We start from the raw sequence: 20,464 nt of genomic DNA on the forward strand, positions 1-20,464 counted from the left end.
AGAACATCATGGTAGCCGCAGAAAAAAGCTTGCACTGGGCCGTCGACAAATGGCTCGCACCCACGCCGTCGATGCCCGCGCGCGTGGTGCGGTTCTGCCATCACGCGTCGCAACAGCAACGCTATGTATGTGTGCAGGCGTTGAAGCCGGAAGGATTGCTGTCGATTTTCTTCTTCCGCCACGGCGACGGTTCGTGGAACGTGTTCCCGCCGCAAGCCGAGCGGCCCGCGATGAACGGGTATTGCCGCACGGCCGCGTAGAAACTCATGCGTGACCCGCCGTGGCCGCTTCCGTGGCGAGCCACTGACTGAACAGCAACATCGCCGGCGTCATCGGCTTGCCCTTCAGGCAGGTCAGCCAGTAACTGCCCGCCTTGACCTCGACGTCGAACGGGCGCACCAGACGCCCGGTATTGATCTCCCTTTCGAACATCAACGCAGGCACGAGCGCGATGCCCGCGCCCTGTATCGCCGCTTCCACCATCAACCGCGACGAATCGAACACCGGTCCGCGCACCGGCCGCGGCGCGATGCCCGCGGCCGCGAACCAGTTCATCCAGTCGTCCATGCGGTACGAGCGCAGCAGCGTTTCGTTGGCGAGATCGTCGGGCCGCGCGAGGCGCGCGGCGATCTCGGGCGTGCAGAGCAGCGCGAGCGGCGCGTCGAGCAGTTTGGTGGCGAGCGAGCCGGGCCACGTGCCGTCGCCGAAACGGATCGCGAAATCGAGGCCCTCGGTCGCGAGGTCGACGAGGTTGTTATTGGTCAGCAGCCGCAGCTCGACGAACGGATGCGCGTCGCGAAACGACTTCAGGCGCGGCATCAGCCAGCCGACCGCGAACGTGCCGACCACACCGACCGTCAGCACCTCGTGAAAATGCCCGCCGTCGAACTGCTTGAGCACCGCCTCGATACGATCGAACGCGTCGGACAGCACGGGGCGCAGCGCGAGCCCTTCGTCGGTCATCGCGAGGCCGCGCGGCAAACGCTTGAATAGCGCGGTGCCGAGCCGCTCCTCCAGCGAGCGCACCTGCTGGCTGACCGCGGCTTGGGTCACGTTCAGCTCTTGCGCCGCGCGCGTGAAGCTCAGATGACGCGCGGACGATTCGAACGCGCGCAGCGCGTTGAGTGGAAGATACGGTCTCATGGTGCAGATACAAGATTTTCTTGTGAGTGGGCTAACTTATCACCATCGGCCCACTTCGCCGACTCCCTGTCTGTTATTCGCCAGTCGAATTGTGCGACACTAGGGCCACATCGACGGGGGCAATCGCATGCCCGGCGCCGCGCCAGACGCGCGGTGGCGAGTCGGCAATGAAGAGCCGGCAATTGTGAGCAACGGTGAACGGCCGCCGCGGATTGCCTCGATGTAGGTGGTGAGAAGTTGACTGTCCAGATGGAATGCTCGACATGTTCTGCCGACGTTCGTCCAGGTAAGCCGTCGGCTCGTGCAACCTTGCATCATTGCCCTCGATCGGGAGTCCGCTATGTCTGTGTATGTTCTGGCCTTGCTGATTGGCGTCGTCGCCGGCCTTCGCGCGATGATCGCCCCCACCGCCGTCAGCTGGGCCGCGCGTCTGGGATGGCTGCCGCTGCAAGGCACGTCGCTTGCCTTCCTCGGCTTCGCGGCCACGCCGTATATCTTCACCGTGCTGGCGGTCATCGAACTGATCACGGATCAATTGCCCGAAACGCCGAGCCGCAAGGTGCCGCTGCAGTTCGGCGCGCGAATCGTGCTCGGTGCGCTGAGCGGCGCGGCGATCAGCGGCGCGCATGGCGGCCTGGCGGGCGGCATGATCGTCGGGGTGGTGGGCGCGGTGGTCGGCGCGGTAGGCGCGGTGATCGGCACGCTCGGCGGCGCGAAGGTGCGCAGTTCGCTCGCCAGCATGTTCGGGCGCGATGCGCCCGCGGCGTTGATCGAGGACGTGGTCGCGATCGTCGCGGCTGCGTTGATCGTCGTGTCGTTGCACGGGTTCTGACATAAACGCAAAAACGCGGCGGGACGCTTTGCGCGTCGCCGCCGCGTTCGGTCGCTGCCCGCAGCTTATTGAACCCGGGCGATTCGCGCGGCCGTCGTGACTTGCGTGACCGGCGCCGCCGCCGTCGAACTCGCCGCCACGGGCGGCATCAGCTTGCCTTGCACGAGCAGCTGAAGCGTCTTCACGACCAGAATCGCGATGATCGCGTTCGCCACCACAAACAGAACCGGTGCCGCGAATTCGATCGGACCCGTCGCGCCGCGTTCGACGAGACGCAGGGCCATCGTCGGCAACGCCGCTACGCCGAAGCTGAACGCCCAGTAGCCGGGCACGAATGCCTGTTGGCGGATCCACGGCAGCAAACGCAGCAGCATCAGCGCCTGATAGAGACCGTAGCCGAGCAGCGCGTAGGCGAACAGGTCGGGCGTGCCGCTGGTGAGGCTCAAATACGCGACACCACCGACGACTGGCGGCGCGAGTTGCACGCCGAGGGTCGGGCGCAGCGCTTCGGGCAGCGGTTCATGCACGGCGGCGCGATGCAGGATCATCGATTCGAGCGCGAGCCACGCCAGCATGCCGCCGCCGAAAAACAGCTCGCCCAGTTGATGGAAGCCGAATGCGGCCGAGCTCGCCGCCGCGACGAAGCCCGCTCCGACCGTCGGCAGATAGATCGCCGGCGTGGTCAGTTCGGGCTTGCGGCCGCCTTGCCACAGCTTGCCCTGTAGATAGACGCCGAGCCCAAGTTGCGCGATCGCCGCGATGCCGTACAGCGTCAGCGCGAGGGTATGCGCGTACGGCTGCAGCAGTTGCGCGGCAAGCAGCGTCGAGATCGGCGCGAGCGCGACGAACGAAGACTGCACCGGATGGTCCAGTTCGGCGCGTGCGTCGGCGCTCCGTGCGAACCACTTGTGCGCGTAGGCGAACAGAATGATGACCCAGACGGCGAGCGCCGCGATCGTCACCACGCTGCCGGCGACGGCCGGCAAGTGCCACAGGCGGATTGCTACGCGCCACAGGTTGGCCAGCGCCAACGAGCCCACCGCGATGCTCAAGAAGCCAGCGGGAACCGCACCACGATTGCTGTTCATGACGACCTCCGAAAGTTGCGTCGCGCTGCGGGTTGCTGGCCATGCGCGATCGATGGCCTACTGTAAAAGGCCACGGAGAATCGCAGAACGCTGCAAACGCTCGACAAATGGCGCGAGCGTCTCAAGCCGTGTTTTAGCGGGGGAAAGGGGCAGAGAAGGCGGGGGGAGGAAGGGCGGCCGTCAACCGCCCATGCGCACCAGCATCGCCAGCAGCTGGTCGAACGAAAGCGGCTTGCGCGCGTAGGCAAAATGTGGATTCGGCTGCACCGGAATGTCCGATGCGGCGCTGCACAGGATGATCGGAATCTCGCGCAGCTCTGGGTCCTCATACAGCGTCGCGCACAACTGGAGGCCCGACATGACCGGCATCATGCAATCGGACACGATGATATCGGGCCGGCTCGAACGGACCAGTTCGAGCGCGACGGAGCCGTTCGACGCCGTCCGTACCGCATAGCCGTGTCGTTCCAGCAGCAGCCGCCACACCGTGAGGATGTCGAACTCGTCGTCCACCACCAGAATGGTTTTCATGGGCGGCTAGGTTTTTCGCCCCAATTGCAGCGTGGCCGACAGGCCCGGCGTCGGTTGGGTGCCCGCGGCGCCGGGCGAGCCGTCGATCACGTCGAGTCCTTGCGACGAAATCGACAGCTCGCGCAGTGACGTGTCGTGCGCGCTTTCGCGTTGCTTCACCACCGAAATCACGCGCCGCAGTCCGCCTTCGGTCTCGGCGTAGCGCAGCAGCACGAGGTTTTCGGTCAACGCCGACACGCGCACGGCCTTCGCGTGACCCGGATCGCTGTACAGCGGCAGTTCCTCGGTGACGAGCGTCGTGACGGTCGCTTCGCGCAACTGATGCAGCAGTGCATTGAGGAACAGGCCGAAGCGCTCGGTACGCAACGCCGAATCGCGAAAGCCCTCGACGCCGTCGATCACGATGCGCGTCGCGCCGGTCTGCTTGACGGTGGCGAGCGCTTTCGACGCGATTTCATCGACCGCGAGTTCGATCGCCGGATGCCAAAGCACCATCAGACGACCGTCCTGCCACGCATCGGCAAGCGCGATCGACACCGCTTCGGCCTTGCCGATGAGTCTCTGCGGACTCTCGTAGAAGCCGAGATACACGCAACGCTCGCCGCGTGCGAGACCGGCCGCGAGGAACTGCAGGCACAGCAGCGTCTTGCCGACGCCCGACGGGCCGATCAGCGTGGTCGTTGCGCCTTGCGCGAAGCCGCCGCCGAGCAGGTTGTCCAGGTGCAACAAGCCGAAGCCGAGCCGTGCTTTCAGATCGACGGGGCCCGCTTGCTCCGCGCACTGCGCTTCGAGGCGCGGGAACATCAGCAGCCCGCTGCCGGCAATGCGGAAGAAGTGCTTGCCCATCAGATGATCGCGCGCGCGCATCTTGTGCACTTCGATTTCGCGCGCGCGCCGCATGCCGTCGTGATAGCTGTTCAGCTCGATCAGACCGTCCACCAGCGTGTGCTCGGGATGCGACTCGTTGCCCGACAGCGGCGCGAGCAGCAGCGTCGTGCAGTCCATCGCGGCGACCAGCGCGTTCAGCTCGTGAATGAACTTCGACAGCGACAGCTCGGTTTCGCTGAATTCGCGCGCGCTGCGAAAGCCGTCGATGATCATCAGGCTCGGCCGGTAGTCGTAGATGCTCGACGCGATCAGCTTCAGGAAACCGTCGAGGCCGTCCTGCATCAGCTCGTGATAGCCGGACACGAACAGCATCTGCTGCGCGACCGCGGCTTCGTCGAAAAAGCTCAGGCCTTTCAGGTGACCGAGCAGCTTGTCGTGCGATTCGGCGATCAGCGTCATGTACAGCACTTTCTCGCCTTGCCGCACCCGATGAAAACCGATCTGGCTCGACAGGATCGTCTTGCCGGCGCCGGCCATGCCCTCCAGTAGATAGACGCCACCGCTCACCAGACCGCCGCCGAGGATCTCGTCGAAACCGGGCACGCCGGTTTCGACATTGCGTCGGGCCGCGTCAGGCCGGGCCGCGTTAGGTCGCGCCGCGTCGGACGGGCGGGACGTGTTGGATGCGTCGGTAGTCATTGTCGATGTGTCGTTCAAAGTGCAAGCGACGGCCTGGTCGTAACCGTCCTGTGCTCAACCCCGTTGCGGCAGCAATCCCCATTCCCGATCGCGAGCGACAGTGTCCCGCGGCGTGAAATGCGGGGAGTCTATCCGGCAACGCGTGCTCGGCGAACGGCATGTGCTCGACATGGCGGCGTGAGAGGGCGAAAAAGGCCGGCGGCGAGAAGCCCAGTGCATGCGGTATGAGGGGGGAGTGAACTGCGGTGGCCGGTCGAACTTGCAAACCGATGCAATGAAACGGAAAGGCGAGCGCTTCGCTCATACGGCGCCGCAGGCTGCGGTCGAGGCTGCCGACCACATAGGTCAGGTGCAGGTTCGAACGACGGCTGCGAGTGGCGCCGGCTTCGGCGGACGGCTTCTGATGCTGGTTCATGGTGTACCGGGTGACGCGCCTCGCCGTATACAATTCGGCAGCGCCTGATCCCAGCGGGCTTTCACCCGCCTATTTGCCAACCGATCCAACCCATGCCGAATCCGACCCGGGCCTTTCTTCTCGGCCCGCTCCTGAAAGGCGTTTCACGCTCCTTCTATCTGACCCTGCGCGTGCTGCCCATCGGCATGCGCGATCCGATCGGCCTTGCGTATCTGCTCGCGCGCGCGGCCGATACGATTGCGGACACCTCGCTGATCGCGCCGGGCCAACGCCTCGAATTGCTGCTCGCGTTGCGCGATCAGGTCAATGGCGTGGCCGTCGACAGCGCGCCGTTCCAGCGCATCGCCGCGGAAGTCGCGGGTCAGCAGGCGCAGTCGGATGAAAAGCTGCTGCTCGAATCGTTGAGCCCCGCGCTCGACGTGCTCGCGCAACTGAGCGAGTCCGACCGCCACGCGGTGCGCGCGATCGTCACGACGCTGACCGAGGGCATGGAATTCGATCTACGCACGTTCCCCGACGAACGCTCCGGCCAGATCGCGGCGCTGCGCGAATACGACGAACTCGATCGCTATACGTATCTGGTCGCGGGCTGCGTCGGCGAATTCTGGACCACGATGACTTACGCGCACATGCCGGGCACGCTGAAAGAACAACCCGACACGATGAAGCAGCGTGGCGTGCGTTTCGGCAAGGCATTGCAAATGACCAACGTGCTGCGCGATTGCGGAAAAGATTTGCGCATCGGCCGCTGCTATTTGCCGCAGAGCATGTTCGAGCGCCACGGTCTGAGCGCGCGCGATCTGCTGCAACCGGCCAATTCGATGCGCGCGCGGCCGCTGCTCGTCGAACTGCTGCGCAAGACGCTCGATCATTTCCGCGCGGCGCTCGACTATACGCTCGCGATTCCGGTGAGCGCGGTGCGCTTGCGGCTCGCCTGCCTGTGGCCGATCCTCATCGGCCTCGACACCTTACTGCTGCTCGCGGATAACGACGCGTGGCTCGATCCGGCGAAAGTGTCGAAGGTGACGCGCCATGACGTGTATCGGATCATCGCGTCATCGCTGCTGCTGGTGCCGTCGAATGCGCTGGTGCGCCATGCGATCAATAGCCGCATCGCGCGGATCGAAACTCGGCTGTAGGCGTAAACGCCTACGGTTGCGCGCACAGTCACGCGCATCGAATAAAACTGAATCGCTTCAATGCGCTACGAATCGCCCGCACTAGCCGCGATTTATTCTGGATCATTGAATCTTCAACAATCGGGAAAGCCCCAGGCCACTGCATTCGCGCTTCACGTTAGTCTCTTCGAAAAGGAGGCGACCCATGCGACAAGCGTTCAATATTGCGTTGGTGCTTTTGCTTGGCTATCTGATGGCGGATCGGGCGTTGATGCGTGCGCAGGCGGGCGAGGTCGGCACGATTACGTGTCACCAGGGCGCGGCGCTCGTCAAATCGGACGCGTTGAAAAAGGGCTTTGGTGACGCTGGCGCGAGCGCGCAGAGCGAGAGCTTCCTGTCGAGTTGCCTCGTGACCGGGCGCGGCCAGGTCGGCGATCTGATCGCACGCGACTGAGCGCGGGCAACTGAGAATTCATCGCGGCGCACGCAGAGCGGCGCGAAAAAGCGCCCAGACCGTGAAGGCCTGGGCGAAGTCATCGGGAGCCCGATGACGGAGGTAACCGCATACGAACTGGCCCGCGCTCGGAGATACCCGAGTCGCGGGCCAGTTCATTTGAATCGGGGTGCGCGTCGCAAGGACGCGCTATTTGGAAGTGCTCGCGGTTCGTTTCGCCGTAGGGCTTCGTGGCCACACAGCTGCGCTTGACGAACCGCCTGCCACCTACCGCTTACTGACCGAAGTAGACCGACTTCGGGCCACTCGTCGGAGCCGCATGGCTCGCTTGCGACGTACCGCTCACCACACCACCGAAGCCGGTAGCGGCTTGACCGACGCCGTTTTGCGCGTCGACGCGGGCTTGCGCAGCCTGGATGTCAGCCGGGTAGTGCGGGTCGGCGTGACCAGGTTGATAGCCGGCCTTTTCCAGTTGGATCAGCTCGGCGCGCACTTGAGCGCGGGTCACGGGCTGGTTGGCTTGCGCGAACGCGGCGACCGGAGCGGCGACAGCGACGGCGATGACAACGGCTTGAATCAGCGATTTCATGATACTTACCTCCAGTTCAGGGTTTTATCTTGCTGCGAACTTGCTTGTTCGTAGTCAGTGATTGCATTGTAATTTGGCGAACTGGACAGAGTAAGTCGTGAGGTAGGTAATGTTTGTTGCGAAAATTGATATAAAGAGACGGAACTTTTAGGGTTAACGCCTAGACGTGTGGCCGGTGTCACAGGAAATGAAAACTATGCGAGGTCGGTGAACGACTGCTAGCACAGTTCGTGATTGATCCGGGCGGTCGACATCCCTTGCGGGAGTAAGGTGGTCCGCGATTGCCTCAAATCGACCCCAAGCCGACCGTGAACCCATCACCACATATTCGGCAGCTTCCAAACTACAGCGGCCATCCATTCCTGCCAGTCGCTCGGCGGGTCATCGGCCCTGAGCGGACGACCGGAAGTACAGGCGTTCCCTTCAGTTAAAGTATCTGCGTCTGTTGCCGATATGCCGTGTGAGTGCCTACCCGTCAAGAGCTCTAAGCAGCCCTGTTTTATAGACATTCAGGTGCCGATCGATAGGCGTCGTCGATGACAAAAGATCGGCCGGCAGCGAGAAAGATTTGTGATGAAATGCGCAGCGGCATGCCGGGCTTCGTCACAACTTACCGCTGCAGGGACGCCGCCTTGGTTATGCAAGTGATTCGACCGCGATGAAAGTTTCACCGGTTTGCCATCGAATGCGCCCATAGCCTCTGCCGAGGGCCGTCCAATCCATGCCGAACCTGAAAAAGTGAACCCCACGTGCGACAAACTGAGTTTGGCTCCTTGCTGTCGGTCTTGGCCTGTTTCATTCTTTTCTCGTTGTGCGGTTGCCATCAGCGAGACCACGATTCTTCGAGCACGAGCGGGCCGGCCAGTACCACCATCACCGCCTTGGTCTGGGCTCCTGACTGGCCGGAAGAAATGCTTCAGATTGCTGCCGAATTCAGCAAGCTGAATCCGGACATACACGTGGATGTGCAGTTCATGATTGGCAATTCGGTGGAAGAAAATATCAAGCCGCGGATCGCCTCCGGCAACTTGCCCGATCTGGTGAGTATCAACCCGAATGCCTACGCGGCCGACCTGGCCGATCAAGGGCTCCTCGCCGACGTTAGCAAGACATCCGCCTGGAACAACATGCTCGATCCTCTCAAAAAGGACTGGACCAGTCGCCAATCCAGGCACTTTGGAATAGCGGGGGGAATGGCTACGACTTTGATCTATTACAACGAGGACATGTTTGCGAAGGCGGGGATCAGGCAGCTGCCGACCAATTTCAACGAATTCCTGGCGGTTTGCGAACAGCTCAAACGTGCGGGCTATACGCCAATAATGTGGAACGGCGGCTTCCCAAATATGCTCGGCAATGGCCCCTTCAGTTCAGGCTTTGCTAACAATGTGGTTGCGCGCGAGCCAGACTGGAAGGACAAAATCAGCGATGGCACGCTGGATTTGAACACCCCCCAGGTAGCGGATATTTTCGCCAGGATCAGGCTGATGCCGGAACGGGGTTTCGTACAGGAATCGTTCATGACAACTGGCTACGATGATGGCATACGGCTATTCAAGGAGGGCAAGGTCGCAATGGCTTTTCACGGTAGTTGGGCAGCCGGTCTGTTGCTGCACGGCAATCCGTTTGAAGTTGGCGTGCTCATCCCGCCGTGGAACGCGCCAGGCGAGCAGGTGGTGCCCGTGATCGGCAGCGAAACCGGGTTTGCGGTGTCGGAAACGCCCAACAAGGCCGCGGCAATGCGTTTTCTCGAGTTCGTCGCTGGGCAGGGGTTTTCCATCCTCCAGATCAAGCGCCAGAACATTTCCCCATTCAAGCAGTTCCCGGGCATGGTGGTGAGCGATCAGAAGATTGTCGACTACACGAACATGGTCAGTCGCTATGCCGTGACCGGCAGCCCGTACTATTCGTTTCTACCTTCCAATTCCATCGAGCGCTTGCATCGATTGATACAGGATGTGCTGTTCAGGAAAATCACGCCAATGCAGGCTGCAAAACTCCTGGACGAGTCTGTTAAGAATGAAGCGAAGATGCACTACAAATGAGCCCACTGATCGCCTGGCTGCGAAGCGCATTCGCCTACTTCTCGTTGGATCTGCTGCGCCGGGTCGAAATTCGCTACCGGCTGATAACCGCGTTTATCCTGCTTTCGCTGATACCGATACTTGTCTCCAGCTACATATCGTATGTGGAGTCAACAGCAGAGTTCAAGCACAAAGCGGAGATATTTTCCAAAGAGGTAGTCAAACAGGTATCCAAAAACATCTCGTTGCGGATGGAGCAGATCGAGACGGAGAGCAGCCTTCTGGTGCTCTCCGATCAGGTTCAAGACGCGCTGACCCGCGTCGCACACGGCAATGAAAAGGAGCAGAGCGAAGCTCGCCAGGATCTGACCCGACTGCTCCTGGAGCACTACGGCGCGGTTGATTTCATCAATCAGAAATATTTGCTCGATAAGGACAACCGGATCACGGACACCCAGGCGTTCGCGCAATTGACGCGAAGTGTGGTGCATCTGGTCCAACAGGCTCCCGATCGAAATGGCCGGCCTTACTGGGGCAGCTATGACAACGGGGCCGGTCAGCAAGATCTCGGGATGGTGCGCGCCATCATCGGCAAGAGCGACAATCGACAGATCGGTAATCTGGTTCTAGTGATTCGCCCCGAGTATTTCTCATCGATTTTCAATGACGTCGCCGTGGGCAGTGGAACGGAGATCTATGTACTTGACGCCAGCAGCGACAAGCTGATTGTTCGTGCCGACGGCTCTTCAATGAGCACCGACGGAAAGGCTGAACCGGGTCTGCTCGAAAGAATCACAAACGCCGATCCGCACGGCGAGCCAAATGGCTTCGTCGACTTCCATGGCAAGAATGGCGACCGATATCTCGCTGCATACACGGGTATCGCCGGCACAAAATGGTTTGTGGTCAGTACGATCCCGGAGAAGAAGTTGACGGCGGAGGCACAGTCCGTACGCGATCAGATCATACTGGTGGGCATTTCGGGGTTTCTGCTTTCGATCTTCCTCGCCAACTTCATTTCACACAGCATCTCTGTACCGCTCAAAGATCTGGTGCGAAGGATGGACGACACCGGTAGCGATGCAGGCGCAGAGGCGGAGGCATCGGTGGACGCGCGCAGTGAGATTGGCGTAAAGGATGAATTGGGCAGATTGGCGCACAGGTTCGAACGAATGAGTGCGGCGATCGGGCAGAAGATCCAGAAGATCAACGAGATCAACGCTACCTTGGAGCAGACGGTCATCGAGCGAACGGCCGAGCTCGTCGCCAAAGAGCAGGAGTCGCGCACGTTGATCGAGAATTCACCTGACACGATCACGCGCTACGACCGGGAGCTGCGCCGCACCTACGCCAATCCGGCTTTCTGTGTCTCGGCGGCCCGCAGCCTTCGCGAATCGCTCGGCAAACGGCCCTCAGAGATACCGGGCGGTGCTAACGCGCTGGCTTACGAGAAGAAGATCAGCGAAACCATTGCAACCGGGAAAAGTCGCCAATTCGAACTGAGATGGCTCAGTAAGGACGGACAGGAACAGTGCAGCCATATCAGGCTCACTCCAGAGATCGACGCGTCGGGCGAGGTGAACTCCGTGTTGGCGGTCGGTCGTGATTTGTCGGACCGGATGGCATTCGAGGCAACGATATGGAAACAGGCTAATTACGATGCGCTGACCCATCTCCCGAACCGCCAGATGTTTCATGCCCGTCTCGAGCACGAAGCCGGCGTGTCCCATCGCTCCGGGCGGCCGATGGCCTTGATGCTGATCGATCTCGACCGCTTCAAGGAGGTCAACGACTCGCTCGGACACGATATGGGCGACATCCTGCTGATCGAGGCCGCGAGGCGCATTACCTCGTGTGTGCGTGAATTCGACACGGTCGCTCGACTTGGCGGTGACGAGTTCACGGTGATTCTGCCCGAGTTGGACGACACCGGGAGCATCGAACAGATCGCGAAGACGATCATCGCCGCGCTGGCCCAACCCTTCAAGCTTGGTCCGGACGAGGCTTTCATTTCTGCGAGTGTCGGAGTCACGCTTTACCCTGACGACGGGACAGAACTGGATGTTCTCTTCAAGAATGCCGACCAGGCTATGTACGCGGCCAAAGCCGCGGGGCGCAACCGTTTCCACTACTTTACGCCCGAGTTGCAAGTGGCGGCAGAAAAGCGCCAGCGTCTCACGAGCGATCTACGTACCGCCCTGCAAGTCGAACAGTTCCGTGTTTATTACCAGCCTATCGTCAATCTGGCGACTGGCGAAATTTACAAAGCTGAAGCGCTAATTCGCTGGCTGCACCCTGTGCGCGGCACGATCAGTCCATTGGATTTCATCGCATTGGCCGAAGACACGGGGCTCATCGTTCCGATCGGCGATTGGGTATTCAAACAGGCCGTGCGCCAGGCGCATCAATGGCGCCGACGATTCCATCCATCGTTTCAGATCAGTGTCAACATTTCACCGGTGCAGATTCGCCAGGACAATCTGGTGTGTATCCAATGGTCGGAATACCTCATTCGGCAAGGCATGCCTAGACAGAGCGTGGCAATTGAAATAACCGAAGGGCTGTTACTGGACGCCGAATTGAACGAGAAGTTGCTGAGTTTCCGCGAGGCAGGAATCGGGATTTCGATCGACGACTTCGGGACCGGTTACTCGTCCTTGGCCTATCTGAAGCGCTTCGACATCGATTATCTCAAGATCGACCGTTCATTCGTACAGAACCTCGGTTTCGACGGCGGCAATCAGGCGCTCTGCGAAGCAATGGTCATGCTCGCTCACAAGTTGGGATTGCAGGTTATTGCCGAGGGGGTCGAGACGACGGATCAACGTGATTTTCTCGCCGCCGTGGGTTGTGACTTTGCGCAAGGCTTTTTGTATTCGGAGCCGGTTCCATCTGATCAATTTGAGGAGCGGGTGTGGCCGACAGCCAGGCGCGCGTCTTGAACCAGTCAGCAACGTGTTCAACCGCTACGTCAAGTTTCCCCAATATCCGAAAGCTCAATTCGGCGACCTCGGCAGCCGCTGGTTTTAGCTCTGGAACGACGGCCACAGCCATACCGGCACTAGCAGCCGCGTGGGCACCGTTATCGCTATCTTCAAAGGCTAAACAAGCATCTACCGGCAGGGCTTGCAGACAAATTCAGCTCCATCCGGAAACCGGCGACCAGTTGAGCGCGTAACGATCCCGCCGCCACGCCCGGCGAGTTCTGGTTTTAGTTTCTCAACGGACTGCGGTTCTAATCCATGGGATTGAACAGCGCAAAGTTCATCCCCACCGCCCGCATTAATGCAATTCTGCCAGGCAAATATGCGCGAGTAAAACCTGCCGTACCGATGCTACTATGTCCAGCATAGCGTCATTCGGGAAAATAAAATGATTTACTGTGTGCAGTTCGAGGACAACGAGGCGATTGCCTCTGCTCGTGCGGAAAATATGAAACTCCATCTGGCGTTTCTTCAAAAAAACAAGGCGGCGTTTCTGCAGGCCGGACCGCTGATCGACACGGCTGACGGCACTGGTGCAGGCGGCCTGTGGGTGGTCGAGGCGGAAACGCCGGAGCAGGTCCTCGGTTTAATCAAGGAAGATCCATTCTGGCCGACCGGTTTGAGAAAGTCGTTTCGCATTTTTGAATGGCCCCAGGTGTTTTCGACGGTTAGGCGGAATGTATAGCTTCGCTGGTTGGATGCTTACTTTAGAAGAAATTGAATTTTAAGCATCGCCGCTTATATTCAGCGTGCGCGGCTTTATCAAGTTCATCTCGATCATTTAACTAGCCGAAAAGGCATAGGATTCCGTGAATCAACGGTCACTCAACCTGCCGGAAACCTGGGTCGTGCGCGACGCGACGTTCGTGCGAATCTGGGCGGCGATATTCGCGTCAACGGTCGCAACCTTCCTGCTGCTGATGACACTGTCAGCCGCCGTGTTCACACAAACCCACTCCCCGGTCTTTTCAAACGGCATCGTCCTGACACAGTGGGTGCCGGCAGTGCTGGCGTTGCCGCTGATTAGGTCGCTCGCTTCGCGATACGACGGGCGCTCGCTTCTGATCGCGGCGGAAGTGGGCTCGGCGCTTTCGTTGCTGGTCGCGATGCGGCTGCTGAACGATCTCTATCCGTTGCTCGGGATTCTCGTTGTCAAGGGCACGTTCGACAACCTGTCGAAGGTCGCGCGCCCCGTCGCGGTCAAGCGGCTTTTTACGGGCGCCACGCTGGATCGCGCCGCGTCGTACTACAACACAGCGATGCTGTTCGGCGGCGGTGTGGGTGCGCTGGCCGGCGCGCTGTTCCTGCCGCGTCTGAGTTCGCAGCAGGTCATCGCACTGTCGATCGCGCTTCACCTGATTTCGGCCTGCAGCTATGCGACGGTCGCCAAAGCACGCCAACCCGCCGATCAGTCCGGCAAATCGCGCGCGGTGAACGAGCGCGCCGATCCGGATGCGCAATCGGCGCTCGTCTATTTCATTGCCGCGGTGGCGCTCTTTCAGGGGTATCACAACATCGCCCGTTCGGTCTTCGCGGTCGACCAACTCGGCATGCCGGCATCGGGTATCGCGCTGCTGCAGGCCGTTACTAATATCGCGTATGTGGTCGGCGCGCTCGCGGCGGCGCGCATCGGTGTCGCGGGCGGCCGCTATCGCACGATCGGGCCACTGTCGCACTGCCTCGCGCTCGCCACGCTGATTCCGCTGATCTTCATCACGCGCCCTGCGTTCGGCGTGCCGATGTACGCGGTGTTCGCGTTCGGCTTCGAGGCCGCGTACTGCGTGCATATGCGCTTCGTGCTCACCTCTGTGCCGTCGGCAAGCATGCCCAGAATCATGGCCAACGCGAATGCGTGGGCGCTCGGCCTGATGCTGGCCGTCTCGCTGGGCGGCAGTTATCTGGTGAGCGAAATCGGCTTCGCGCCGGTCACGCTCATCGTGATAGTCATCGCCGCGCTGGTGCCGCTGTTCGCCCGGTTTCGCCGGGCGGCGTTCGGGAACCAAGCCGGCTTCCTTGAAAAAGAAGTGGGGTAATCATGCATATCGCGTTTGTCGACAGTAATCCGGTCGGATTGAATGCGCTGCTTGCCGCGAAGCGCCGCGGACACGAAGTCACGTTCGTTTCGTCGAAGCAGTTTGTCGAATTTCTCGGCGATCTGTCGGCGATCGAAGCACGCGGTCTGGCCGACCGGATCGTCCGCATCGATGCGTCGAGAGACGAGGACGAACTGTTTGCCGCGCTGTCCGAGCTGAACCGTAAACATCCGCTCGACGCGGTGGTGACGGTGCTTGAGTACTGCGCGAATTCGGTGGCGCGTTGCGCGCAGCGATTGGGCCTCGCGGGCACCGACCCGGCCGCGTTGTCGCTGGCGCAGAACAAGGCCGCTTGCCGCGACCGGATCAGCGCGAGCGGCCTGAGGTCTGTCGGCCATTTCGTCGTCGACACCCTTGAGCTGGCACTCGTGCGCGCGGCGCACATCGGCTATCCGGTCATCGCGAAACCGTTGAGCGGCGGCGGCAGTATCCTGGCCGAGAAGATCGACAACGAAGACCGGCTGCGCGCGTACTTCGCCTCGCTGGGCAAGCAGCTTGCGTTGCCTGCCGGTTTGCTGGACGCGATTTCACCGCAAACGCTGCTCGAGGATTACATCGACGGGCCGCTGTTATCCGTCGAGGTCGCGGCGGCCGCCGGCGAAGTGGTGCCGCTGATCGTCTCCGCCAGAAAGCGCTGCATTGACGAACCCGCGATCGAACTGGGCACGACGATGCCGGCTCCCGTGTCGTCGGAAGTGGCGGATGCGTTGCGCGCTTACGCAGTCGAGGTCGTGCGCAGCGTGGGGCTGGACTTCGGCATCTTCCACATTGAGCTCATTCTGAGCGAACACGGGCCGGTGCTGGTGGAGGCGAATCCGCGCATCATGGGCGGCAACATGCCGATGGTTTTCAAGCTCGCGACCGACATCGACGCCTACGATCTGCTCGTCGACATGTACCTGACGCGCGCGATGCCGGTCGCGTGCCGCGACATCGTGCCGATCCAGGCGGCGACCACCAGAATGATCGGCGCGGCGGAATCGACGCAGGTGGAAAAAGCGATCGCGCCGCACTGGAACGCGCCGTTCAAGGAACGTTTGGCCGGCTGGCGCTTCGACGTCAGCCGTGGCACGCGGGTGGCGAAAATGGACAGCAGTACGTGCCCGTTTCACTTTCAGGTGGTCGGCGCATCGGCGCACGAAAGCAGCCTACTGGCCGAGTGGATCATCGGTCAAACGGCTCGGGCGACCGGCATCAAACTGCGCAGTTCGAGCGAAGACTATCTGTTCCGCTAAGCGCTCGCCTCAACACCCGGCGGCGTGGCGCGACGCGAGCGCGTTCACCGTCGCCGCGGCCCAGTCAATAACCGTGCGCACCCGGTTCAGCTTGCGCAGGTCGGGATGCACGAGCAGCCAGATTTCGCGTGTCAGGTCGCAAGGAAATTGCGTCGCACGGACAAGGCCGCCGATGCTCTCGCCGACGGCGACCGGCAGCAGCGTTTTGCCCAGACCTTCCTGTACACAGGCGAGCAGCGCCTCCGCATCGTTGACCATCACCTGGCCCGCCGACCCTTGTCCAAGTCCGATGGTTTTCGCCATCCACTCCGCTTGCGGCAGATCGTTCATCCGATCATCGTAGGTGACCCATCGCAGCGTGTCTTCTGCCGCGCCCTCGCGCAGATAGACACCATACGGCAGATCGCCCAGTTTTCTCGCGACCACGCTGACTTCGTCGCGCGGCCGCGCGAGGCGAATCGCGATATCCGCTTCACGCTTGGTCAAACTCAGCGAACGCGCTTCAGCGACCAGTTCGACGTTGAGGTCTGGATGCTGGCCGAGCAGATTCGGCAACGCCGGAATGAGAATACGGTTGGTGAGGATCGGCACCGACGTGACGCGTACGGTGCCGGCGACGCGAACATCGGCGCCGGAAATCGTCCGCGTGGAGCTTTGCACTTCGATCTCGATGCGCTCGGCGAGGCTGGCGATTTCGAGGCCCGCATCCGTCAGCGTCAGTTTGCCTTTGACGCGATCGAACAGGCGCGCGGCCAACCGCTCTTCGACCTGAGCAATCCGCCTGACCACCGTGCTTTCGTTAACTGACAGCAGACGCGCCGCCTCGCCGAAATTGCCGGTCCGCGAAGCGGCCAGCACGACCCGCAGGTCGTCCCAGTTTTCTTTTGACATACACCGTATTTCCTTACGCGATCTATCGTCTGGATCGGATCATAACTGCATCACCGATATGCGCCAATAGTCAAACAATGTGAAATCACTGGTCGCGCGCCGCTGTTTTAAATCAATATGGATAATTAAGTGCAGGCACGTCTGTATAAATTGTTATGCACTGCAATTTTGCAGTTCAAGACTGCAAATCTGCAGATGCATCGAGACCATTTGTAGATATATGATAATCAAAGTCAATTTCGTGATAACGCACATCGTTCTTCAGAAGGAATTAATTTTTAAACTGAAGTATGGGGAGGTGAGTGGTGTTGTTTATGGTATTGATCAGTTATTTTTTTCTGGTTACCTGTTGTCCGTTCTTTTTGTGGCGGTCATTTCTTGTCGTCGCGAGGGAGGTTATTCGAAGCCGCGAGGTGACGCTGAATCAGAAGCGCAGCATGGCATGGCATCTTTGCAAGGAATTGATTTATGCACCGTTTTTCACCGTGCTCTGGTATCTTGACGAGATTCTGTTTTCACGGTTTACGCAGCAGAAGTTGGCCAGGCCGGTTTTCATCATGAGCCAGCCGCGGAGCGGAACCACGTTCCTGCTGCGGACGCTGTCGCTCGACGCGAATACCTTCTTTTCCCTGACGCATCTGGAATGGCGCTTTCCGTTCATCACGCTGTGGAAAATCCTCGATATATTGGGTTTGCGAAAATGCGTCGAGGGAATCAGCTATTGGCCGAATACCGAATTAGGCCGGCTTGCCGCGAAGATTCACGAACACCAGTTGGGCAGTGTCGAGGAGCACGGAATATTTTTTGAAGAACGCATGTATCACCATTATTTCACGTTCCGGCGCTTCCCGTTTATTGAAGTTCTGAAGCGTGTAATGGAAGTGCAAATGCTGAGCGCGAGAGAAAAACGCAAACTTTTGCTCACATTCAGAAAAACAGTTCAAAAGACCGCTTATTATCGTGGCGGCGGTCGTACATGGCTGACGAAAGAAAATGAGAGTGTCGATCTGTATAAATTATTACACGATGAATTCAATGACGCTAATTTCGTGGCTATTGTCAGGCCGCCGGAAGGATTTGTCAGTTCGTACGTGACGATGTCGGATATCTGTACAAAAGCGAAGCACGGCGTCGACCCGCAACTCATCGCGGATTGGGATAAAGAAAACATGAAATTCCGTAAAGAGGAGTGTTTGAAACTGATTGAATTCTGCGGGGAGCTGGAGCGAAGCAACGCGATCACCTACCTGACGTTCGACCAGTTCACCACGGAAATCCAGCATACCGTCGAACGCATTTATGCGGCCATCGGCGTGCCGCTGAGCAGCGACTATGCACGGCTTCTCGCGGACATGCAGGCGGAGCAGGACCGGCGCGATTCCGGCTATGTGAACGCGCCGCGCAGTGTCGACGGCTTCGAAGCCTTCGGCGCGTTCGTCGCCCGCATCGGGGCCGGCGCTCCCGAACACGGTCTCGCGACCCAACACAACCTGTAAGAGTCCGTCTGATGAACATCCTTGGTCTGAACTACATTTTTCATGACTCGTCCGCATGTGTCGTTGCCGATGGCGAACTGCTGGTTGCCGTGGAAGACGAGCGCCTGACGGGCGAAAAACATTCCCAGAAGTTTCCGGAGCGCGCGATCGAAAGCTGTCTCGCGCGCAGCGGGTTGAAAGCATCGGACATCGACCACATCGCGATCTCGTTCAATCCGAACAAGCATGTCGTCACGAAGGCACTGTATGCGGCGTCGCTGCACCGGGCCGCGGGCTCTTTCATCTCCTATGAGTTCTTGCGACTGAGAGCGCGGCAGAAAGCGTTCTGGAACTGGTACAACAGAACGTGGGACCGGCGCGGAGCGCGTCCCAAAGTGCATTTCATCGACCATCACTTGTCGCATATCGGCGGCAGCTATTTCGTCTCACCGTTCGACGAAGCCGCGCTGCTGTCGATCGACGGCTGGGGCGAGTGGTCGACCACATGGCTCGGCCATGCGAAGGGCCGCATGCTGCAGGCATTCGGCGAGAGCCTGTTTCCGCATTCTCTGGGTTGCTTCTATTCCGCCGCGACGGAGTTCTGCGGCTTCAAGCCGAACTACGACGAAGGCAAAACGATGGGCCTCGCGCCTTGCGGCGATCCCGAGCGGTTCTACGACAAGGCGAAGTCGCTCGTGCGGATCAGCGCGGCCGGCGAGATCGAACTGGATCTGTCGCTGTTCGACTTCCCGCAAGTCACCGGCCGCTTCTGCAACGACGCGTTCTACCAGGCATTCGGCGCGCCACGCAAGCGCGGCGCACCGTTCGAGGATCATCACCGGGATGTCGCGGCGGCGTTTCAGCGGGTGATCGAGGAAAGCATCCTGCAGTTGTGCCGGGTGCTCGAAAAGAAGACCGTCACGCGCAACCTCGTGCTCGCCGGTGGCGTGTCGCTGAACAGCGTCGCGAACGGGCGCGTGATGCGCGAAACCCAGTTCAAGAACATCTATGTGATGCCGGGCGCGGGCGACAACGGCACCTGCATCGGTGCGGCGTATTACCTGTACAACGGCCTGCTGAAGGGCGAGAAGCGCTATCACCATGAGCACCCGTATATCGGCACCGAGCACTCGAACGAGGCGATCGAAGACGTGCTTCGCCAATCGAAGGTAGCTTATCGGAGATCGGCCGACGTCTGCGCTGAAACCGCGTCCATTCTGCGGAAGGGCAAGATCGTCGCGTGGTTTCAGGGCAAGATGGAGTTCGGTCCGCGCTCGCTCGGCGGCCGCAGCATTCTCGCGGATCCAACGCTGCCGGGCATGAAAGACAAGATCAACGCCGAGGTCAAGCATCGCGAGTTGTTCCGGCCGTTTGCGCCGTCCGTCGCGGCGGAAGACGTGTCGAAGTTCTTCGACTTCTCGGGCGAATCGCCGTTCATGCTGATGGTGTGCGACGTGCTGCCCGACAAGCAGGCGCTGTTGCCAGCCATCACGCACGTCGACGGCACCGCGCGCCTACAGACAGTGTCGGCGACGTCCAGCCGGCGCTACTACGGTCTGATCAAAGAGTTCGAGAAGTTGTCCGGCATTCCGGTTATTCTCAATACAAGCTTCAACATCATGGATCAGCCTATCATCGAATCGCCGCTGAATGCGATTCGATGCTTCTTTTCGACAGGATTGGACGTGCTGGTAATGGGCGACTTCATCGTCGAGAAAGCGCCCATGGCCGTTGGCGAAACACCGGTCGTGCTGCCCGCTTCGCCGCAACGTGCGCCCGCTTCGTTCGTGACGGTCTCGGCGGCGAATCGCAGCGACGCACAACTAGATACCATTTCTTGATGCGGCGTCCCGCATTTCGGCCAGTCGAAAAGAATAGGGGAAAGACATGGACCTGACCGATATCGCCGGCAGCGATATCTCCTGGCACACAATGCATGTCGACAAACTATCGCGTGCCAAACAGAAAAACCAGAAGGCGGCCGTGTTGTGGCTGACCGGACTGTCGGCGTCTGGAAAATCGACGATCGCCTCGATGCTCGAGCGGCGCTTGCATAGCAGCGGGT

18 protein-coding genes and 1 pseudogene are annotated in these 20,464 nt (G+C 60.2%); 12 read left to right on the forward strand and 7 right to left on the reverse strand.

Features of this window, described 5'->3' with window-relative positions; translation table 11 throughout:
- Positions 1-8 precede the first annotated feature (8 nt).
- Positions 9-260, forward strand: coding sequence for a hypothetical protein (locus tag OKW35_RS21195; protein WP_184061610.1), 252 nt, complete (start codon positions 9-11; stop codon positions 258-260).
- Positions 261-264: 4 nt separating this feature from the next.
- Here the strand turns inward: OKW35_RS21195 and OKW35_RS21200 are convergent, their stop codons facing one another.
- Positions 265-1,143, reverse strand: coding sequence for a LysR family transcriptional regulator (locus OKW35_RS21200; protein ID WP_184061611.1), 879 nt, complete (start codon positions 1,141-1,143; stop codon positions 265-267).
- Positions 1,144-1,483: 340 nt separating this feature from the next.
- Here OKW35_RS21200 and OKW35_RS21205 point away from each other — a divergent pair, with 340 nt between their 5' ends.
- Complete coding sequence (locus OKW35_RS21205; RefSeq protein ID WP_429404199.1) at positions 1,484-1,975, forward strand: DUF4126 domain-containing protein; 492 nt, start codon at positions 1,484-1,486, stop codon at positions 1,973-1,975.
- A 65-nt stretch (positions 1,976-2,040) separates the two neighbouring features.
- Here OKW35_RS21205 and tehA read toward each other — a convergent pair whose 3' ends face one another.
- The 4 genes from tehA to OKW35_RS21225 form a co-directional block, all read right to left on the reverse strand.
- Positions 2,041-3,063 (reverse strand): dicarboxylate transporter/tellurite-resistance protein TehA, encoded by a 1,023-nt coding sequence (gene tehA / locus OKW35_RS21210; RefSeq protein WP_429553060.1) that lies wholly within the window; start codon positions 3,061-3,063, stop codon positions 2,041-2,043.
- A 180-nt stretch (positions 3,064-3,243) separates the two neighbouring features.
- Positions 3,244-3,594 (reverse strand): response regulator, encoded by a 351-nt coding sequence (locus OKW35_RS21215; protein WP_184061613.1) that lies wholly within the window; start codon positions 3,592-3,594, stop codon positions 3,244-3,246.
- A gap of 6 nt (positions 3,595-3,600) precedes the next feature.
- Entirely contained in the window at positions 3,601-5,121 is a 1,521-nt protein-coding gene (locus OKW35_RS21220) for an RAD55 family ATPase (RefSeq protein ID WP_429553061.1), read from the reverse strand.
- Positions 5,069-5,536: a hypothetical protein gene (locus tag OKW35_RS21225; protein WP_429553062.1), complete on the reverse strand. Its 468-nt coding sequence runs from the start codon at positions 5,534-5,536 to the stop codon at positions 5,069-5,071. Before OKW35_RS21225 ends, OKW35_RS21220 begins: the two co-directional genes overlap by 53 nt.
- Positions 5,537-5,628: 92 nt before the next feature.
- Here OKW35_RS21225 and OKW35_RS21230 point away from each other — a divergent pair, with 92 nt between their 5' ends.
- Both OKW35_RS21230 and OKW35_RS21235 read left to right on the forward strand, forming a co-directional pair.
- Positions 5,629-6,675 carry a phytoene/squalene synthase family protein gene (locus OKW35_RS21230; RefSeq protein WP_429352968.1) on the forward strand — a complete coding sequence of 349 codons (1,047 nt, stop codon included), beginning with the start codon at positions 5,629-5,631 and terminating at the stop codon, positions 6,673-6,675.
- A 184-nt stretch (positions 6,676-6,859) separates the two neighbouring features.
- Positions 6,860-7,108 carry a hypothetical protein gene (locus OKW35_RS21235; protein ID WP_187610593.1) on the forward strand — a complete coding sequence of 83 codons (249 nt, stop codon included), beginning with the start codon at positions 6,860-6,862 and terminating at the stop codon, positions 7,106-7,108.
- A 274-nt stretch (positions 7,109-7,382) separates the two neighbouring features.
- On the opposite strand, the gene OKW35_RS21240 is transcribed toward OKW35_RS21235, so the two are convergent.
- Positions 7,383-7,697 (reverse strand): DUF4148 domain-containing protein, encoded by a 315-nt coding sequence (locus OKW35_RS21240; RefSeq protein ID WP_184061617.1) that lies wholly within the window; start codon positions 7,695-7,697, stop codon positions 7,383-7,385.
- A 749-nt stretch (positions 7,698-8,446) separates the two neighbouring features.
- On the opposite strand from OKW35_RS21240, the gene OKW35_RS21245 reads away from it, so the two are divergent.
- The 5 genes from OKW35_RS21245 (at position 8,447) to OKW35_RS21265 (ending at position 16,033) form a co-directional block, all read left to right on the forward strand.
- Positions 8,447-9,742: an ABC transporter substrate-binding protein gene (locus tag OKW35_RS21245; RefSeq protein ID WP_429553063.1), complete on the forward strand. Its 1,296-nt coding sequence runs from the start codon at positions 8,447-8,449 to the stop codon at positions 9,740-9,742.
- On the forward strand, positions 9,739-12,663 hold the full coding sequence (locus OKW35_RS21250; protein ID WP_429553064.1) for a bifunctional diguanylate cyclase/phosphodiesterase: 2,925 nt from the start codon (positions 9,739-9,741) through the stop codon (positions 12,661-12,663). The genes OKW35_RS21245 and OKW35_RS21250 overlap by 4 nt, the downstream gene beginning before the upstream one ends.
- A gap of 442 nt (positions 12,664-13,105) precedes the next feature.
- Positions 13,106-13,390 (forward strand): YciI family protein, encoded by a 285-nt coding sequence (locus tag OKW35_RS21255; RefSeq protein ID WP_244144900.1) that lies wholly within the window; start codon positions 13,106-13,108, stop codon positions 13,388-13,390.
- Positions 13,391-13,514: 124 nt separating this feature from the next.
- Entirely contained in the window at positions 13,515-14,738 is a 1,224-nt protein-coding gene (locus OKW35_RS21260) for an MFS transporter (RefSeq protein WP_429404210.1), read from the forward strand.
- Positions 14,739-14,740: 2 nt separating this feature from the next.
- Positions 14,741-16,033, forward strand: coding sequence for an ATP-grasp domain-containing protein (locus OKW35_RS21265; RefSeq protein ID WP_429553065.1), 1,293 nt, complete (start codon positions 14,741-14,743; stop codon positions 16,031-16,033).
- A 9-nt stretch (positions 16,034-16,042) separates the two neighbouring features.
- Here the strand turns inward: OKW35_RS21265 and OKW35_RS21270 are convergent, their stop codons facing one another.
- Positions 16,043-16,924 (reverse strand): LysR family transcriptional regulator, encoded by an 882-nt coding sequence (locus tag OKW35_RS21270; RefSeq protein ID WP_184069476.1) that lies wholly within the window; start codon positions 16,922-16,924, stop codon positions 16,043-16,045.
- Between the two features lie 314 nt (positions 16,925-17,238).
- Between OKW35_RS21270 and OKW35_RS21275 the strand changes: the two genes are divergently transcribed.
- From OKW35_RS21275 to OKW35_RS21285, 3 genes and pseudogenes are all read left to right on the forward strand, one after another.
- Positions 17,239-18,420: a sulfotransferase gene (locus OKW35_RS21275; protein ID WP_429553066.1), complete on the forward strand. Its 1,182-nt coding sequence runs from the start codon at positions 17,239-17,241 to the stop codon at positions 18,418-18,420.
- A gap of 11 nt (positions 18,421-18,431) precedes the next feature.
- The gene (locus OKW35_RS21280) at positions 18,432-20,240 is read left to right on the forward strand and encodes a carbamoyltransferase family protein (RefSeq protein WP_429553067.1); all 1,809 of its coding nucleotides are present in this window, start codon (positions 18,432-18,434) and stop codon (positions 20,238-20,240) included.
- Between the two features lie 91 nt (positions 20,241-20,331).
- Positions 20,332-20,421 (forward strand): annotated as a pseudogene (locus OKW35_RS21285) (adenylyl-sulfate kinase); the annotation flags it as partial.
- Between the last annotated feature and the right edge of the window lie 43 nt (positions 20,422-20,464).

It is taken from the genome of Paraburkholderia sp. MM5477-R1 (genome assembly GCF_050436385.1).
Classification (GTDB): Bacteria; Pseudomonadota; Gammaproteobacteria; order Burkholderiales; family Burkholderiaceae; genus Paraburkholderia; species Paraburkholderia tuberum.

Bases quoted from the DNA above. Each gene is read 5' to 3' on its own strand.
- OKW35_RS21195 (WP_184061610.1), top strand. From the start codon at position 9: ATGGTAGCCGCAGAAAAAAGCTTGCACTGGGCCGTCGACAAATGGCTC.
- OKW35_RS21200 (WP_184061611.1), bottom strand. From the start codon at position 1,143: ATGAGACCGTATCTTCCACTCAACGCGCTGCGCGCGTTCGAATCGTCC.
- OKW35_RS21205 (WP_429404199.1), top strand. From the start codon at position 1,484: ATGTCTGTGTATGTTCTGGCCTTGCTGATTGGCGTCGTCGCCGGCCTT.
- tehA (WP_429553060.1), bottom strand. From the start codon at position 3,063: ATGAACAGCAATCGTGGTGCGGTTCCCGCTGGCTTCTTGAGCATCGCG.
- OKW35_RS21215 (WP_184061613.1), bottom strand. From the start codon at position 3,594: ATGAAAACCATTCTGGTGGTGGACGACGAGTTCGACATCCTCACGGTG.
- OKW35_RS21220 (WP_429553061.1), bottom strand. From the start codon at position 5,121: ATGACTACCGACGCATCCAACACGTCCCGCCCGTCCGACGCGGCGCGA.
- OKW35_RS21225 (WP_429553062.1), bottom strand. From the start codon at position 5,536: ATGAACCAGCATCAGAAGCCGTCCGCCGAAGCCGGCGCCACTCGCAGC.
- OKW35_RS21230 (WP_429352968.1), top strand. From the start codon at position 5,629: ATGCCGAATCCGACCCGGGCCTTTCTTCTCGGCCCGCTCCTGAAAGGC.
- OKW35_RS21235 (WP_187610593.1), top strand. From the start codon at position 6,860: ATGCGACAAGCGTTCAATATTGCGTTGGTGCTTTTGCTTGGCTATCTG.
- OKW35_RS21240 (WP_184061617.1), bottom strand. From the start codon at position 7,697: ATGAAATCGCTGATTCAAGCCGTTGTCATCGCCGTCGCTGTCGCCGCT.
- OKW35_RS21250 (WP_429553064.1), top strand. From the start codon at position 9,739: ATGAGCCCACTGATCGCCTGGCTGCGAAGCGCATTCGCCTACTTCTCG.
- OKW35_RS21265 (WP_429553065.1), top strand. From the start codon at position 14,741: ATGCATATCGCGTTTGTCGACAGTAATCCGGTCGGATTGAATGCGCTG.
- OKW35_RS21270 (WP_184069476.1), bottom strand. From the start codon at position 16,924: ATGTCAAAAGAAAACTGGGACGACCTGCGGGTCGTGCTGGCCGCTTCG.
- OKW35_RS21275 (WP_429553066.1), top strand. From the start codon at position 17,239: ATGGTATTGATCAGTTATTTTTTTCTGGTTACCTGTTGTCCGTTCTTT.
- OKW35_RS21280 (WP_429553067.1), top strand. From the start codon at position 18,432: ATGAACATCCTTGGTCTGAACTACATTTTTCATGACTCGTCCGCATGT.